This window comes from Aromatoleum tolulyticum, assembly GCF_900156155.1.
In the GTDB taxonomy this organism is placed as follows: domain Bacteria; phylum Pseudomonadota; class Gammaproteobacteria; order Burkholderiales; family Rhodocyclaceae; genus Aromatoleum; species Aromatoleum tolulyticum.
Map to the genome: position 1 here is coordinate 31823 of NZ_FTMD01000018.1, position 15232 is coordinate 47054.

16 protein-coding genes and 1 pseudogene are annotated in these 15232 nt (G+C 66.3%); 11 read left to right on the top strand and 6 right to left on the bottom strand.

The genetic code is table 11. The features are described 5' to 3' along the window. Window positions 1-42: 42 nt before the first annotated feature. Together BW991_RS20680 and BW991_RS20685 are read right to left on the bottom strand one after the other, a co-directional pair. On the bottom strand, window positions 43-1944 hold the full coding sequence (locus tag BW991_RS20680; protein ID WP_076604007.1) for a DEAD/DEAH box helicase: 1902 nt from the start codon (window positions 1942-1944) through the stop codon (window positions 43-45). 265 nt (window positions 1945-2209) lie between these two features. Beyond that, window positions 2210-3016, bottom strand: coding sequence for an inositol monophosphatase family protein (locus BW991_RS20685; RefSeq protein WP_076604008.1), 807 nt, complete (start codon window positions 3014-3016; stop codon window positions 2210-2212). A 78-nt stretch (window positions 3017-3094) separates the two neighbouring features. Here BW991_RS20685 and BW991_RS20690 point away from each other — a divergent pair, with 78 nt between their 5' ends. The 11 genes and pseudogenes from BW991_RS20690 (at window position 3095) to iscX (ending at window position 11317) form a co-directional block, all read left to right on the top strand. After that, window positions 3095-3823, top strand: a complete 729-nt coding sequence (locus tag BW991_RS20690; RefSeq protein WP_076604009.1) for an RNA methyltransferase — start codon at window positions 3095-3097, stop codon at window positions 3821-3823. Window positions 3824-3862: 39 nt separating this feature from the next. Beyond that, window positions 3863-4633, top strand: a pseudogene (gene cysE, locus BW991_RS20695) (serine O-acetyltransferase); the annotation flags it as partial. 104 nt (window positions 4634-4737) lie between these two features. Then, window positions 4738-5220 carry a Fe-S cluster assembly transcriptional regulator IscR gene (gene iscR, locus BW991_RS20700; RefSeq protein WP_076604011.1) on the top strand — a complete coding sequence of 161 codons (483 nt, stop codon included), beginning with the start codon at window positions 4738-4740 and terminating at the stop codon, window positions 5218-5220. Between the two features lie 15 nt (window positions 5221-5235). Beyond that, window positions 5236-6387 carry a cysteine desulfurase family protein gene (locus tag BW991_RS20705; protein ID WP_076604012.1) on the top strand — a complete coding sequence of 384 codons (1152 nt, stop codon included), beginning with the start codon at window positions 5236-5238 and terminating at the stop codon, window positions 6385-6387. A gap of 17 nt (window positions 6388-6404) precedes the next feature. Then, on the top strand, window positions 6405-7616 hold the full coding sequence (locus BW991_RS20710) for an IscS subfamily cysteine desulfurase (RefSeq protein WP_076604013.1): 1212 nt from the start codon (window positions 6405-6407) through the stop codon (window positions 7614-7616). A 24-nt stretch (window positions 7617-7640) separates the two neighbouring features. Continuing rightward, entirely contained in the window at window positions 7641-8024 is a 384-nt protein-coding gene (gene iscU, locus BW991_RS20715) for a Fe-S cluster assembly scaffold IscU (RefSeq protein WP_018992301.1), read from the top strand. A 16-nt stretch (window positions 8025-8040) separates the two neighbouring features. Beyond that, window positions 8041-8364, top strand: coding sequence for an iron-sulfur cluster assembly protein IscA (iscA, locus tag BW991_RS20720; protein WP_076604014.1), 324 nt, complete (start codon window positions 8041-8043; stop codon window positions 8362-8364). A gap of 19 nt (window positions 8365-8383) precedes the next feature. After that, window positions 8384-8917 carry a Fe-S protein assembly co-chaperone HscB gene (gene hscB / locus BW991_RS20725; RefSeq protein ID WP_076604015.1) on the top strand — a complete coding sequence of 178 codons (534 nt, stop codon included), beginning with the start codon at window positions 8384-8386 and terminating at the stop codon, window positions 8915-8917. Then, window positions 8917-10785: a Fe-S protein assembly chaperone HscA gene (hscA, locus tag BW991_RS20730; RefSeq protein ID WP_076604016.1), complete on the top strand. Its 1869-nt coding sequence runs from the start codon at window positions 8917-8919 to the stop codon at window positions 10783-10785. Before hscB ends, hscA begins: the two co-directional genes overlap by 1 nt. After that, window positions 10782-11123, top strand: coding sequence for an ISC system 2Fe-2S type ferredoxin (gene fdx / locus BW991_RS20735; RefSeq protein ID WP_076604017.1), 342 nt, complete (start codon window positions 10782-10784; stop codon window positions 11121-11123). The genes hscA and fdx overlap by 4 nt, the downstream gene beginning before the upstream one ends. Beyond that, window positions 11123-11317, top strand: a complete 195-nt coding sequence (iscX, locus tag BW991_RS20740; protein ID WP_076604018.1) for a Fe-S cluster assembly protein IscX — start codon at window positions 11123-11125, stop codon at window positions 11315-11317. Before fdx ends, iscX begins: the two co-directional genes overlap by 1 nt. Window positions 11318-11354: 37 nt before the next feature. Here the strand turns inward: iscX and BW991_RS20745 are convergent, their stop codons facing one another. From BW991_RS20745 to BW991_RS20760, 4 genes are all read right to left on the bottom strand, one after another. Then, window positions 11355-11807, bottom strand: coding sequence for a response regulator (locus BW991_RS20745; RefSeq protein WP_076604019.1), 453 nt, complete (start codon window positions 11805-11807; stop codon window positions 11355-11357). 66 nt (window positions 11808-11873) lie between these two features. Continuing rightward, window positions 11874-12830 carry a 50S ribosomal protein L3 N(5)-glutamine methyltransferase gene (prmB, locus tag BW991_RS20750; RefSeq protein WP_076604020.1) on the bottom strand — a complete coding sequence of 319 codons (957 nt, stop codon included), beginning with the start codon at window positions 12828-12830 and terminating at the stop codon, window positions 11874-11876. Window positions 12831-12841: 11 nt separating this feature from the next. Then, window positions 12842-13987, bottom strand: coding sequence for a succinyl-diaminopimelate desuccinylase (gene dapE / locus BW991_RS20755; protein ID WP_076604047.1), 1146 nt, complete (start codon window positions 13985-13987; stop codon window positions 12842-12844). Window positions 13988-14042: 55 nt separating this feature from the next. Next, window positions 14043-15230 (bottom strand): PilT/PilU family type 4a pilus ATPase, encoded by a 1188-nt coding sequence (locus BW991_RS20760; RefSeq protein ID WP_076604021.1) that lies wholly within the window; start codon window positions 15228-15230, stop codon window positions 14043-14045. Window positions 15231-15232 lie beyond the last annotated feature (2 nt).

Below are 15232 nucleotides of genomic sequence, written 5' to 3' on the forward strand. Positions count from 1 at the left end.
GGTCGTATTTCGGCGGTGTCAACTGCTCCCGCAATCCCGTTCTTAGCGATCGCCGTGAGGCTTCTTCTTGCCCGGTTTGAAGCCGGTGCCTTGCGTTTCGCGACGGTCGGAGTGGAAGGGCTTGCCGCCGTGCGGGCGGTCGCCGCCCGGCTTGCCGGCGGGCTTGTCCCACGGTTTCGCAAAGGGTTTGCGGGGCGCGTCCTCGCCGCGCGGAGCCGGCTTCGCGCCGAAGCGCGGGCCGGGGCCGGGCCGGGGGCGTGCGGCGTCGCGCTGCGCCTCGTCGTGGTCCAGCGGGCGGATGTTCAACTGGCGCTGCCGCACACGCACGCGACGCAGGATGTCGAGGACGTCGTGAGGCAGGTCGCCGGGCAATTCGACGGTGCTGTAATCCTCGTAGAGGTTGATCTGGCCGATGAAGCGGCTCTCGATGCCGGCTTCGTTCGCGATCGCGCCGACGATGTCCTTGGGGGTCGCCTGCTGGTTGCGTCCGACCTCGATGCGGTAGCGCTGCAGGCGCCCGTCGGCGAAATCGCGGCGGCGCTCGAGGATGGCATCGCGGTTCTCGCGTGCGGGGCGTTCCGCGCGCGGGGCGGATTGCGCTGCGGCGATGTCGGGGCCGGCGCTCCGCGGCAGTTGCAGGGGGCGTTCGCGCTGCGCGAGGAAGGCGAGGGCGGCGGCAATGTCGTGGATGTCGGCGTCGTGACTGTCTTCCATGCCGGCGACGACCTCGCGGAAGAAATCGAGGTCTTCGGATTCGAGCACGGTCGCCACCTGCTGGCGGAAGGCTGCCACGCGCTTGTCGGCGACGGCTTCGCGCGACGGTAGTTGCAGCGGCTCGATCGGCTGGCGCGTCGCCCGTTCGATCACCTTGAGCATGCGCATCTCGCGCGGCGCGACGAAGAGGATGGCGCTGCCGGTGCGGCCCGCGCGACCGGTGCGGCCGATGCGGTGAACGTAGGCCTCGGTGTCGTAGGGGATGTCGTAGTTGATGACGTGGCTGATGCGCGGCACGTCCAGGCCGCGCGCGGCGACGTCGGTCGCGACGACGATGTCGAGGCCGCCGCCCTTGAGCTGTTCGATGACCCGTTCGCGCAGCTGCTGGGTCATGTCGCCGTTCAGTGCGGCGGCGGCGTAGCCGCGCGCCTCGAGCTTCTCGGCGAGTTCGACGGTGGCGGTCTTGGTGCGCACGAAGACGATCGCGGCGTCGAACTCCTCCTCGACCTCGAGGATGCGCGTGAGGGCGTCGAGCTTGTGCGCGACGGCGATCTGGCAGAAGCGCTGGCGGATCGTCGTCACCGTCGTCGTGGCGGTCTTGATCTTCACCTCGCGCGGCTCGCGCAGGTAGCGGTGGGCCACCCGCCGGATCGCGTCCGGCATCGTCGCGGAGAACAGCGCGGTCTGCCGTTCGGCCGGGACGTGATCGAGGATCCATTCGACGTCGTCGATGAAGCCCATGCGCAGCATCTCGTCGGCCTCGTCGAGCACCAGCGTCTTCAGGCTGCCGAGGTCGAGGCTTTCGCGCTCGATGTGGTCCATCACGCGTCCCGGCGTGCCGACGACGACATGTGCGCCGCGGCTCAGCTGGCGCAGCTGCACGACCATGCTCTGGCCGCCGTAGATCGGCAGCACGTGGAAGCCGGGCAGGTTCTTCGCGTAGCGCTGGAAGGCTTCCGCGACCTGGATCGCGAGTTCGCGCGTCGGGGTCAGCACGAGGACCTGCGGCTTGCGGGCGGAGAGATCGAGGCGGTCGAGCAACGGCAGCGCGAAGGCCGCCGTCTTGCCGGTGCCGGTCTGGGCTTCGCCCAGCAGGTCATGCCCCGCGCGCAGGTGCGGGATGCAGGCCGCCTGGATCGGCGACGGGGTTTCGTATCCGATGCCGGCAAGGGCTTCGAGGATCTGGGGGCTCAGCTCGAGCTGGGCAAAGGATTCGATAGTGGGGTTCATTGGGGGTCGTGAGGAGGGATTGGATGGCGCGCCCGATGTTGCCTGCATCGTACCGAAATCGCGGGAAGGTCGCTCGGCGCGGAGGCATGCCGTGTGACCCGGTCTGCTGCTGCCGCGCGTTGCATCGGCGCTGGACCGTGCCGGCTGCGCGGGAGGGTGAGGGGGTGGAGTCGAGAACCGACTCGTGCAGGCGAAGACCGAACTCGCCTTTCGGGGTGATGGTCGCGGCAAGGCGGACGGGCATGGCCGGTCCGCCTGCGGATGCTCAGGCGCGCAACGCTGCGGTGCGGTGGGCCTGGATGATGGGCAGGATCTGCCCGAAGATCTTGGGGCTGCCGGCGACGACGTTGCCGGTTTCCATATAGGTGCCTTCGCCGGCAAGGTCGCTCACCAGTCCGCCCGCTTCCTGGATCAGCAGTGCACCGGCTGCCACGTCCCAAGGCTGCAGGCCCATCTCCCAGAAGCCGTCGAGGCGTCCGCAAGCCACGTAGGCGAGGTCGAGCGAGGCGGCGCCGGGGCGGCGGATGCCGGCGGTCTTCTGCGTCAGGTCCTTGAACATCGCGAGGTAGGCGTCGACGTGGTCGAACTGGCGGAACGGAAAGCCCGTGCCGATCAGCGATTCGTTCAGGCGGACGCGCTTGGAAACGCGGATGCGCCGGTCATTGAGGAAGGCGCCGCGGCCCTTGGTGGCGGTGAACAGCTCGTTGCGCGTCACGTCGTAGACAACGCCCTGTTCGAGCGCGCCGTTCTTCGTCAGCGCGATCGAGATCGCGTACTGGGGGAAGCCGTGGATGAAGTTCGTCGTGCCGTCGATCGGGTCGATGATCCACTGGTATTCGCTGTCGGAGGACTGCGCGGACGCGCCCGACTCCTCTGCTAGAATGCCGTGCTCCGGGTATGCTTCGCGCAGAACCTCGATGATGGCGGCCTCGGCGGCCTGATCGACTTCGGTGACGAAATCGTTCGGGGACTTGGCCTGGACCGACACCTGGTCCAGCTGCAGCGAGGCGCGATTGATGATGGAGCCCGCGCGGCGGGCGGCTTTCACTGCAATGTTCAGGGTGGGGTGCATGCGCGTCGGTCTCGCTGGAGTCGGGGGCCCGGAGAGCGTCCCGCTCGAAAGAATTCCAATAAAACGAAGTATTTTAATATGAACGGAGCCATCGCGCTCGACCGCATCCGCATCGTACTTTCCCGTACAAGCCATCCCGGCAACATCGGCGCCGCTGCGCGTGCGATGAAGACGATGGGGCTCGGCCGTCTCTGGCTGGTCCAGCCGGCCTCCTTTCCTGACCCGGTGGCGGAGGCGCGCGCCTCCGGTGCCGGCGATCTCCTCGCGGCCGCGCGGGTGGTCGGCTCGCTCGAGGAGGCGCTCGAGGGCACCATCCTCGCGGCGGCCGTCACGGCGCGCCGGCGCGAGCGTTCGGTGCCCGTGCGCATTGCGCGCGAGGCGGCCCCGGAGCTGGTGTCGTTTGCCGAAAAGGGCGAAGTCGCGCTGGTGTTCGGCAACGAGACGAGCGGACTCACGAACGAGGAGGTCGGGCTGTGCTCGATGCCGGTGACGATCCCGGCGAACCCCGCATTTTCGTCGCTCAACCTCGGCGCCGCGGTGCAGCTGCTGTGTTATGAGCTGCGCATGGCGGCGCTGAACCCGCTTCCGCCCGCCGAGCCACTTCCGGACCTGGCCGCGTTCGAGGAGGTGGAGGGGTTTCATCGTCATCTGGAACGGGCGATGACGGTCAGCGGATTCTATGACCCGGCAAATCCGAAGCGCCTGCTGCAGCGCCTGCGCCGCCTGTTCGGCCGCATCCGGCTTGAAAAGGAGGAGGTGAATATCCTCCGCGGCATCATTAGTGCGCTTGAGCGCAAAGCTGAGTAAAATACTCGGAATTAAAAAACCGGACACCGGAGCAAGCCACACATGTTCAGACGTCTGCGCGAAGACTTGGCCAGCGTTCGCGAACGCGACCCCGCCGCCCGCTCGACCTGGGAGGTGCTGACCTGCTATCCCGGCGTGCACGCGCTGTTCCTGCACCGCTTTGCGCACGGAGCATGGAAACGCGGCTTCTACTGGGTGGGGCGATTCGTCAGCCACGTCGGCCGTTTTCTCACCGGCATCGAGATCCATCCGGGAGCGACGATAGGCAGGCGCGTCTTCATCGATCACGGCATGGGGGTGGTGATCGGGGAGACGGCCGAGATCGGGGACGATTGCACGATCTATCAGGGCGTGACGCTCGGCGGGACCTCGCTGTACCGCGGTGCGAAGCGGCATCCGACGCTGGGCAAGGGGGTCGTGATCGGCGCCGGCGCGAAAGTGCTCGGCGGCTTCACGGTCGGTGACGGCGCCCGGGTCGGCTCCAATGCGGTTGTTGTCAAGCCGGTGCCGGTCGGGGCCACCGCGGTCGGCAATCCCGCCCGCGTCATCGAACCCGATCGGGACAGCGCGCGCGACCGTGCTCGCGAGCAGAAGGCCGAGCAGATGGGCTTCTCCGCCTACGGCGTGACGAAGCAGATGGACGACCCGCTGAGCAAGGCGCTGCATGGGCTGCTCGATCACGCGGTCGAGACGGACCGTCGCATCCAGATGCTGGTGGAGCGTCTGGAAAAGGCCGGATTCAACCTCGATGTGGCGATCGAGAAGAGCGACGAATTCGACGCCGAGCGCCTATCGAAGATGGTTGATTGAGTGACATCCGATTAGTTGACTGATTTTGTCGGGCTCCGTATAGTTGAGCGAAACGTTCGGGTATTCCCCCGGGCGAGAATCTCCGCGACAGAAGGAGCTCCGACATGAGACTGACCACCAAAGGACGTTTTGCAGTCACCGCGATGATCGATCTGGCATCGCGCCAGGCCGAGGGGCCGGTGACGCTGGCCGGCATTGCCGACCGGCAGAAGATCTCGCTGTCGTATCTCGAGCAGTTATTCGGCAAGCTGCGCCGCCACAAGCTGGTCACCAGCGTGCGTGGTCCCGGCGGCGGCTACAGGCTGGCGCGCGACATGTCGCGCATCACCGTTGCCGACATCATCGTCGCGGTAGACGAGCCGCTCGATGCGACGCAGTGCGGCGGCAAGCAGAACTGCCAGGACGAGCATCGCTGCCTGACGCACGACCTGTGGGCAAACCTCAACAAGCGCATGTACGAGTACCTCGATTCGGTGACGCTGAATGCGCTGGTCCATCGCGAGGTCAAGCCCGACCCGGACATGAGCGTCCTCAAGGACGTGCGCCGGCGCGCGATGGTCGCGATGCGCGAGGCAGCGGCGGCCTGACGGGACGGTTCGAACGTGTTCGCCCCCGTCTATCTCGACTGGAACGCCACCGCGCCGCTCGAGCCGGCCGTGCGCGAGGCGATGCTGCCGTGGCTCGACAGCCGCTTCGGCAATGCGTCGAGCCGGCACGAATACGGGCGGCAGGCGCGTGCCGCGGTCGACGAGGCGCGTGCGCAGGTCGCCGCGGCGGTCGGCGCCCACGCGACGGAAGTGATCTTCACCAGCGGCGGTACCGAGGCGAACAACCTGTTCGTGAAGGGCGCGGCGGGTCTGATGAAACCGGGGCTGATCGCGATCAGCGCGATCGAGCATCCGTGCGTGCGCGAACCGGCGAAGCAGCTGCGGCGCGCCGACTGGACGCTGCGTGAAATCGCCGTCGATCGCGCCGGGCTGGTCAAGCGCACCGACTGGCTGGCCGTGCTGGCGGCGAAACCGGTCCTCGTGTCGGTGATGCTCGCGAACAACGAGACGGGTGTGCTGCAGGACGTCGCGACGCTCGCACGCGAGGCGAAGGAAGTCGGCGCCTGGTTCCATACCGACGCGGTGCAGGCGCTGGGCAAGATCGGCGTGGATTTCCGCGCGCTGGGCGTCAATGCGATGACGCTGTCGGCGCACAAGGTCGGCGGTCCGCTGGGGGCGGGCGCCCTAGTCGTCGACAAGCGGCTGGAACTCGCGCCGCTGCTCGCCGGAGGCGGGCAGGAGCGCGGTCTGCGCTCGGGCACCGAGAACGTTGCCGCCATCGTCGGCTTCGGCGTCGCATGCGAGTTGGCAGCGGCACGCGTGTCCGGCGAGAATGGCCGTTTGTGCGGCCTGCGGGATACGCTGGAAGCGGGTCTGGCTACGCACGGCATGCGGATTTTCTCGGCCGGAGCGCCGCGCCTGCCGAATACCGTGTTCTTCGCCGCCGACGGCGTGGATGGCGAAACCCTGGTGGCGCGGCTCGACCGCGCAGGTTTCGCGTGTGCGAGCGGGTCGGCGTGTTCGAGCGCGAATCCGGAACCGTCGCACACCCTGATGGCGATGGGTGTCGAGCGTGAGACCGCGCGCGGCGCGGTGCGCGTCAGCCTGGGGCGCGACACGCAGGAAAGGCATGTAGTCGATTTTCTGGCCTGCCTGGGGCAGCAGATGAACGAACTGAACAATCTGACCGCCGTGGCGGTTCAATGATCGACGGAGGATTACCGATGCTGAAGTTTCCGATTTACCTGGACTATTCCGCGACCACGCCGGTCGATCCGCGCGTCGCGCAGGCAATGATCCCCTGGCTCACCGAGCATTTCGGCAATCCGGCGAGCCGTTCGCACGCCTACGGCTGGGAAGCCGAAAAGGCGGTCGAGGATGCGCGCGAGCAGGTCGCCGCACTGGTGAATGCGGACCCGAAGGAAATCGTGTGGACTTCAGGCGCGACCGAGTCGAACAACCTTGCGATCAAGGGTGCCGCGCAGTTCTACAAGGGCAAGGGCAAGCACATCATCACCGTGAAGACCGAGCACAAGGCCGTGCTCGACACCTTCCGCGAGCTCGAGCGCCAGGGCTTCGAGGCGACCTATCTCGACGTGCAGGAGAACGGCCTGATCGATCTGGCTGCGTTCAGGGACGCGCTGCGCCCGGACACGGTCCTCGTTTCGGTGATGTTCGTGAATAACGAGATCGGCGTGATCCAGCCGATCGCCGAGATCGGCGAAATCTGCCGCGAGAAGGGCATCGTGTTCCACGTCGATGCGGCACAGGCGACGGGCAAGGTCGACATCGACCTGCAGACGCTCAAGGTCGACCTGATGTCGTTCTCCGCGCACAAGACCTACGGTCCGAAGGGCATCGGCGCGCTGTACGTGCGCCGCAAGCCGCGTGCGCGCCTCGAGGCGCAGATGCATGGCGGCGGTCACGAGCGCGGCCTGCGCTCGGGCACGTTGCCGACGCACCAGATCGTCGGCATGGGCGAAGCCTTCCGCATCGCGCGCGAGGAGATGAAGGTCGAGAACGAGCGCATCCGTGCGCTGCGTGACCGCCTGCTCAAGGGCCTGCAGGACATCGAGGCGACCTATGTGAACGGCGACCTCGAGCACCGCGTCCCGCATAACCTGAACATTTCCTTCGCCTATGTCGAAGGCGAGTCGATGATCATGGCGGTGAAGGATATTGCCGTGTCGAGCGGTTCGGCCTGTACGTCGGCGAGCCTGGAACCGTCCTATGTCCTGCGCGCGCTGGGGCGCAACGACGAACTCGCCCATAGCTCGATCCGTTTCTCGATCGGCCGCTTTACGACCGAAGAGGAAATCGACTACACGATCGACCTCATGCACAAGAAGATCGGCAAGCTGCGCGAACTGTCGCCGCTGTGGGAAATGGTGCAGGAAGGCGTCGATCTGAATACCGTGCAGTGGGCAGCCCACTGAGCACCTGAGACAGGAGATACGATAATGGCATACAGTGAAAAAGTGCTCGACCACTACGAGAATCCCCGCAACGTCGGCGCCTTCTCGAAGGAAGACGAAGGCGTGGGCACCGGCATGGTCGGCGCCCCGGCCTGCGGCGACGTGATGAAGCTGCAGATCAAGGTCGGCAAGGATGGCGTCATCGAAGATGCCAAGTTCAAGACCTACGGCTGTGGTTCGGCGATCGCGTCGAGCTCGCTGGTGACCGAATGGGTCAAGGGCAAGACGGTCGAACAGGCGCTCGAGATCAAGAACACGCAGATCGCCGAGGAGCTCGCGCTGCCGCCGGTCAAGATCCACTGCTCGATTCTCGCCGAGGACGCCATCAAGGCGGCCGTGGCAGACTATAAGAAGAAGCACGAAGGCTGAATCTGGAGGCGGAATCATGAGCGTCACTGTTAGCACGAGCGCAGCCAAGCACGTTTCGAACTTCATCGCCAAGCGCGGCAAGGGCCTGGGGATCCGACTCGGAGTCCGCACCTCGGGTTGTTCGGGCATGGCCTACCGCCTCGAATTTGTCGACGAGACGCACGAAGACGACGTGGTGTTCGAGAGTAACGGCGTGAAGGTCATCGTTGACCAGAAGAGCCTGGCTTATCTCGACGGCACCGAGCTCGATTTCGTCCGCGAGGGCCTCAACGAAGGCTTCAAGTTCAACAACCCGAACGTCAAGGACTCGTGCGGCTGCGGCGAGAGCTTCAACGTCTGAAAGCGGCGATCCGGATCCGATGAGCATCGACCTCCAGCAGGACTTCTTCGGGCTGTTCGGGCTGCACCGCCGGTTTCGTATCGACGAGGCGGCGCTCGAGTTCGCCTACCACGATCTGCAGGGGCGCGTGCATCCCGACCGTTTCGCACATCTGCCCGACAGCGAGAAGCGTCTGTCGATGCAGTGGGCGACGCAGGTGAATGAAGGCTTCCGCACGCTGCGCAAACCGCTGCCGCGCGCGACCTACCTTCTCGAACTGCTAGGCATCGACGCCGGGTTGCATACGAACACCGCGATGTCGCCGACCTTCCTGATGGAACAGATGGAGTGGCGCGAGGCGGTCGAGGAGGCGCGGGCGGCAGGTGATTCGGAGGAGCTCGCGCAACTTCACACGCGCTTGCGCCAGCATTCGCGCGAGGTGTTCGACGAGCTCGCGCGGCAGTGCGACGACGAGCAGGACTACGCAGGTGCCGCGGAAACCGTGCGCCGGCTGATGTTCATGGAAAAACTACAACACGAGATCGACGACGCCCTCGAGGCGCTGGAGAGCTGATGGCACTTCTGCAAATCGCCGAACCCGGTCTGTCGACCGAACCGCACAAGCACCGCCTGGCCGTAGGCATAGACCTCGGCACGACCAATTCGCTCGTGGCGACGGTGCGCAACGGTATCGCCGTGTGTCTGGTCGATGAGGATGGACGCGCCATGCTTCCGTCCATCGTCCGTTACCACGCCGACGGCAAGGTCGAGGTCGGCCGCAGCGCGGCGGTGGCGCACGCGACCGATCCCAGGAACACGATCATCTCGGTGAAGCGCTTCATGGGGCGCGGCCTCAAGGATGTCGCCTACATCGAATCGATGCCTTACGATTTCGTCGATGCGGGCGGGATGCTGCGCCTGCGTACCGTGCAGGGCGTGAAGTCGCCCGTCGAGGTGTCGGCCGAGATCCTCAAGGTGCTGGCTGCGCGCGCGCAGGCGAGCCTGGGCGGCGAACTCACCGGTGCGGTGATCACGGTGCCGGCCTATTTCGACGACGCGCAGCGCCAGGCGACGAAGGATGCGGCGAAACTCGCCGGCATCAACGTGCTGCGATTGCTCAACGAGCCGACGGCAGCGGCAGTCGCGTACGGTCTCGACAATGCGGCCGAGGGCGTCTATGCGGTCTATGACCTCGGCGGCGGCACCTTCGACCTGTCCATCCTCAAGCTTTCGCGCGGCATCTTCGAGGTGCTTGCGACCAATGGCGATGCGGCGCTCGGCGGCGACGATTTCGACCACCGGCTGTTCTGCTGGGCGCTGGACCAGAGCGAGATCGATCCGCCTTCGAGCGAGGACGCGCGCCGTCTGCTGCTGAAGGCGCGCGAGGCGAAGGAATTGCTGACTGCGTGCGAGGAGGCCTCGATCAAGGCGACGCTGGGGTCCGGCGAAAAGGTCGATCTGGTCGTCACGCGCGACCAGTTCGCCGACATGACGAAGCATCTCGTGCAGAAGACCGTCGCGCCGATGCGCAAGGTCCTGCGCGATGCGGGCCTCGCGCCCGAGGACATCAAGGGCGTCGTGATGGTGGGCGGGGCAACGCGCATGCCGCACGTGCAGCGTGCGGTGGCCGAGTTCTTCGGCCAGGAGCCGCTCACGAACCTCGACCCGGACAAGGTCGTCGCGCTCGGCGCGGCGATCCAGGCCAACGTGCTGGCGGGCAACCGCAAGGAAGAGGACGACTGGCTCCTGCTCGACGTGATCCCGCTGTCGCTCGGGCTCGAGATGATGGGTGGGCTCACCGAGAAGATCGTGCCGCGCAATTCGACGCTGCCGATCGCGCGGGCGCAGGAGTTCACGACCTACAAGGACGGCCAGACGGCCATGGCCTTCCACGTCGTGCAGGGTGAGCGCGAGCTCGTCGCTGACTGTCGTTCGCTGGCGCGCTTCGAGCTGCGCGGCATCCCGCCGATGGCGGCCGGTGCGGCGCGCATCCGCGTGACCTTCCAGGTCGATGCCGACGGCCTGCTGTCGGTGTCGGCGCGCGAGATGTCGTCGGGCGTCGAAGCCAGCGTGCTGGTGAAGCCGTCCTATGGCCTGACCGATGACGAGATTGCGGGCATGCTGCGCGACGGCGTCGAGCGTGCGTCGGAGGACATCGACGCGCGCGCGTTGCGCGAGCAGCAGGTCGAGGCCGACCGCGTGATCGAGGCCACCCTCGTCGCGCTGGAACAGGACGGCGATCTTCTGAGCGGCGAGGAACGTGCGGCGATCGACGCGGCCATCGCCGAAGCCCGGGAAACCGCTGCGGGTCACGACCCGCGTGCGATCAAACGCAGCACGGAAGCGCTGTCCCGTGCGACCAACGATTTTGCCGCCCGGCGCATGGACAAGAGCATCCGTGCGGCGCTGGCGGGTCACAAGGTGGATGAGATTCAGGTATGACGCAGATCATCGTATTGCCGCACGTGGAACTCTGTCCGGACGGGACGGTGATCGAGGCGGAGCCGGGCACGTCGATCTGCGATGCGCTGCTGCGCAACGGTATCGAGATCGAGCATGCGTGCGAGCAGTCCTGTGCCTGCACGACCTGTCACGTGATCGTGCGCGAAGGTTTCGACTCGCTCGACGAAGCCGAGGAAGAGGAGGAGGACCTCCTCGACAAGGCCTGGGGCCTGGAGCCGCAGTCGCGTCTTTCCTGCCAGGCGGTCGTCGCGGAGACGCCGCTGGTGGTCGAGATCCCCCGCTACACGATCAACATGGCCCGGGAGGGCAAGCACTGATGAAGTGGACCGAGGTTCAGGAGATCGCCATCCAGCTCGCGGACAAGTTTCCCGAGACCGATCCGACGCGCGTCAATTTCGTCGATCTGATGAACTGGGTGATGGCCCTTCCCGAGTTCGAAGACGATCCGCAGCATTGCGGCGAACGCGTGCTGGAGGCCATCCAGCAGGCCTGGATCGACGAAGTGGCCTGACGCGACGGCGTGCAGATCGCCGGTCCGCGTTACCGCATCAGAAGCGTATCGTGTCGTCGGGCGGTTCGTTCAGGCCAAGCCAGTAGCGGGCGATCAGCGCGGTTGCGCGCTCGAATTCCTGCGCATTGAGAGGTTTTCGCACGTAGCTGTTGGCGCCGAGCCGGTAGGCCTCGCGGACATCTTCCGCGGTGCAGGACCTGGCGAACATCACGACCGGCATCAGCGAAGTCCTGAGCTCGGCCCGGATGCGGCGCAGCACCTCGAGGCCGTCGATCCGGGGAAGGTCGGGATCGAGCACGACAACGGCCGGCAGGGTCGTCGGCTTCGGTGGCGGGTGGTCGTTTTCGGTGGACAGGAAGGCGAGGGCTTCGATGCCGTCTCGCGCGACGACGAACCGGCTGCCGAAACCGTTCGCGCGCAGTGAAGCGAGTGCCCGGGCCTCGTGGTCCGGGTCCCCTTCAACCAGCAGGACGTAACTGCCGCCAGCCATGCCGCCACCTCCTCATTCCTGACGAGTCGTGGCAGCGGCGCAGGCGGCTCCGGCCGTCCGCGGGCTTCAGGCCTGGGCTTCGGGCAGTTCCTCTGCGCGCAGCAGGAAGACCATGTCGTCGCCGCCGCTGGAAGACAGCCAGACGAAGGGCAGGTCGGGGAAGGCCGCTTCCACGATATGACGATTATGCCCCACTTCGACGGCAAGCACGCCACCGGGATTGAGGTGCGCGTGCCCTTCGGCGAGGATGCGGCGCACCACGTCGAGACCGTCCTCGCCTGCGGCCAGCGCCATCCGCGGCTCGTGGAGGTATTCGGCCGGCAGCGTCTCCATCGAATCGGCGGTGACGTAGGGCGGATTGCTGATGATGAGATCGAAACGGCGTCCCGCGAGTCCGTCGAACACGTCGCTGTTCACGAGCTCGACCTGCTCCTCGAGGCCGTATTCGGCGACGTTGAGGTGGGCCACTTCGAGCGCATCGTCGGACAGGTCGGCGCCGACCACGTGGGCGTTCGGGAAGGCGTGCGCCATCAGGACCGCCAGGCAGCCGGAGCCGGTGCACAGGTCCAGTGCGCTGCCGACGCGTTCCGCATCCTCGATCCAGGGCGCGAAGCCGTTTTCGAGCATTTCGGCGAAGAACGAGCGGGGCACGATCACGCGCTCGTCGACGTGGAAGCGGAAATCGCCCAGCCAGGCCTCGCCCGTGAGGTAGGCGGCGGGGACACGCTCCTCGGCGCGGCGTTCGATGACCGCGAACAGGGCTTCGCGTTCGTCGGCGGTGATGCAGGCGTCGAGGAAGGGTTCGAGGCGGTCGAGCGGCAGCGACAGGGTGTGCAGCAGCAGCCACACGGCCTCGTCGTAGGCGTCGGCGCAGCCGTGGCCGAAGAACAGGCCGGCGCGGTTGAAGCGGGTGACGGCGTAGCGCAGCCAGTCGCGCAGGGTCACGAGTTCGGCGAGCGGACCGCTCTCGTGTTCGTGCGTGTGCTCTTCGCCGTTGTCACAGTGTTCGCAGTGGTCGGTCATGCTCGGTCTCGTCAGCGCGCCAGGAGGGCGCGCAGGGTACGTTCGTAGATCAGGGAAAGCGGTTCGATCGCGTCGATGGCGACGCGTTCGTCGAGCTTGTGGATGGTGGCGTTGACGGGCCCGAACTCGACGACTTCCTTGCAGATGTCGGCGATGAAGCGCCCGTCCGAGGTGCCGCCGCTGGTCGACAGCTCCGTCTCGACGCCCACCGTCTCGCGGATCGCGCCGCCGATCGCCTCGACGAGCCTGCCGCGGCCGGTCAGGAAGGGGTTGCCGGAGAGGTGCCAGTCGAGCGTGTAGTCGAGCCCGTGGCGGTCGAGCACGGCATGGGTGCGCTGCTTGAGCTCCTCGGCGGTGCTGACCGACGCGAAGCGGAAGTTGAACAGCACTTCGCACTCGCCGGGAATCACGTTGTTCGCGCCGGTACCGGCGTGGATGTTGGAGACCTGCCAGGTCGTCGGCGGGAAGAATTCGTTGCCCTCGTCCCAGCGCGTCGCGGCGAGTTCGGCGAGCGCCGGCGCGAACTCGTGGATCGGGTTGCGCGCGAGTTGCGGGTAGGCGACGTGGCCCTGCACACCCTTGACGCGCAGCGTGCCGGAGAGCGAACCGCGCCGGCCGTTCTTGATCATGTCGCCGAGGGTCTTCACCGACGTCGGCTCGCCGACGATGCAGTAGTCGAGGGTTTCGCCGCGCCCCGCCAGTGCCTCGACGACCTTGACGGTGCCGTGGCTCGCGACGCCTTCCTCATCCGAGGTCAACAGCAGCGCGATCGAGCCCTGGTGGTCGGCGTGGGCGGCGACAAAACGTTCGATCGCGGTGACGAAGGCGGCCAGCGAGGTCTTCATGTCGGCAGCGCCGCGGCCGTAGAGGTGGCCGTCACGCACGGTCGGCGCGAAGGGAGGCGAGGTCCAGGATTCGAGCGGGCCGGTCGGGACGACGTCGGTGTGGCCGGCGAGGCACAGCACGGGGCCGGTGTCGCCGCGGCGCGCCCACAGGTTGCACACGCCGCCGGTGTCGATGCGCTCGAAACGGAAGCCGAGCGGGGCGAGGCGCGCGGCGATGAGGTCCAGGCAGCCGCTGTCTTCGGGCGTTACCGACGGACGGGAGATGAGTTCGCAGGCGAGCGCGAACGTTGCGTTCGGGGAGGAGTCAGTCATTGCCATCGGGCGGCGGATGCCGCCCCGGGGTCAGGGTTGGGGATGCGTGGCGAATTCAGTGCGCCGGACCGTCGTCGAGGTGCAGCGCGAATTCGCTGAACGACGTGCCGTCGGCATTCTTGTTCTGGGGTTCGAAGTCGACCGAAGGCGGTGCGTCGCTACCTTCTGCGCTGGGCGCGGCGTTGATCTGCGCGTTGTTGATCAGCCACGCGAGGTTGGTCGGCGAGTCGGCGTTGGCGAGCGCCTCCTCGAAGCTGATGATGCCGTCGCGGTAAAGGCGGTGCAGGTCCTGCTCGAAGGTCTGCGACCCGGGCGCAAGGCTCTGCTGCATCGCTTCCTTGACCTCGTTCAGTTCGCCGCGCTCCACCAGTTCGGAGACGTGGCGCGTGTTCATGAGGATCTCGACCGCAGGAATGCGCATGCCGTCGGGTTTGCGCACGAGACGCTGGGAGATGATGCACTTGAGCGCGACCGCAAGGTCGAGATACAGCAGGGAGCGGTTTTCCAGCGGGAAGAAGTTAACGATGCGGTTCAGCGCGTGGTAGGCGTTGTTTGCATGCAGCGTCGCGAGGCACAGGTGGCCGGTCTGCGAGTAGGACAGGGCGGCCTGCATCGTCTCGCGGTCGCGGATTTCGCCGATCAGGATGCAGTCCGGCGCCTGGCGCATCGCGTTGCGCAGCGCATCGTGCCAGCTCAGGGTGTCGATGCCGACCTCGCGCTGGTTGACCACCGACTTGCGGTGCTTGAACAGGTACTCGATCGGGTCCTCGACCGTGAGGATGTGGCCGGAGCGGTTGCGGTTGCGGTGGTCGATCATCGACGCGAGCGTCGTCGACTTGCCTGAGCCGGTCGCTCCGACCACGAGGATCAGGCCGCGCTTCTCGGTGACGACTTCCGACAGCACGGGCGGCAGGCCGAGGGATTCGAGCGAGGGGATCTCGCCCTGGATATAGCGCACCACGATGCCGATGCTGTGGCGCTGCCAGAATACGTTGACGCGGAAATTGCCGAAGTCGCGCCGGCCGAAGGACAGGTTGAGCTCCTTCTCGCGCTCGAAGGTCTCGATCTGCTCGGGGTTCATCATCTCGTAGATCATCCGCTTGATCATGGAGGGGTCCATGACCTGCTGGTTGATCGGCATCGTGATGCCCTGGATCTTGATGTGGATCGGGGCGCCGGCCGAGATGAAGATGTCCGAAGCGAGCTTTTCCGCCATCAGTTGGAACAGCTTGTCGAAAATCATCC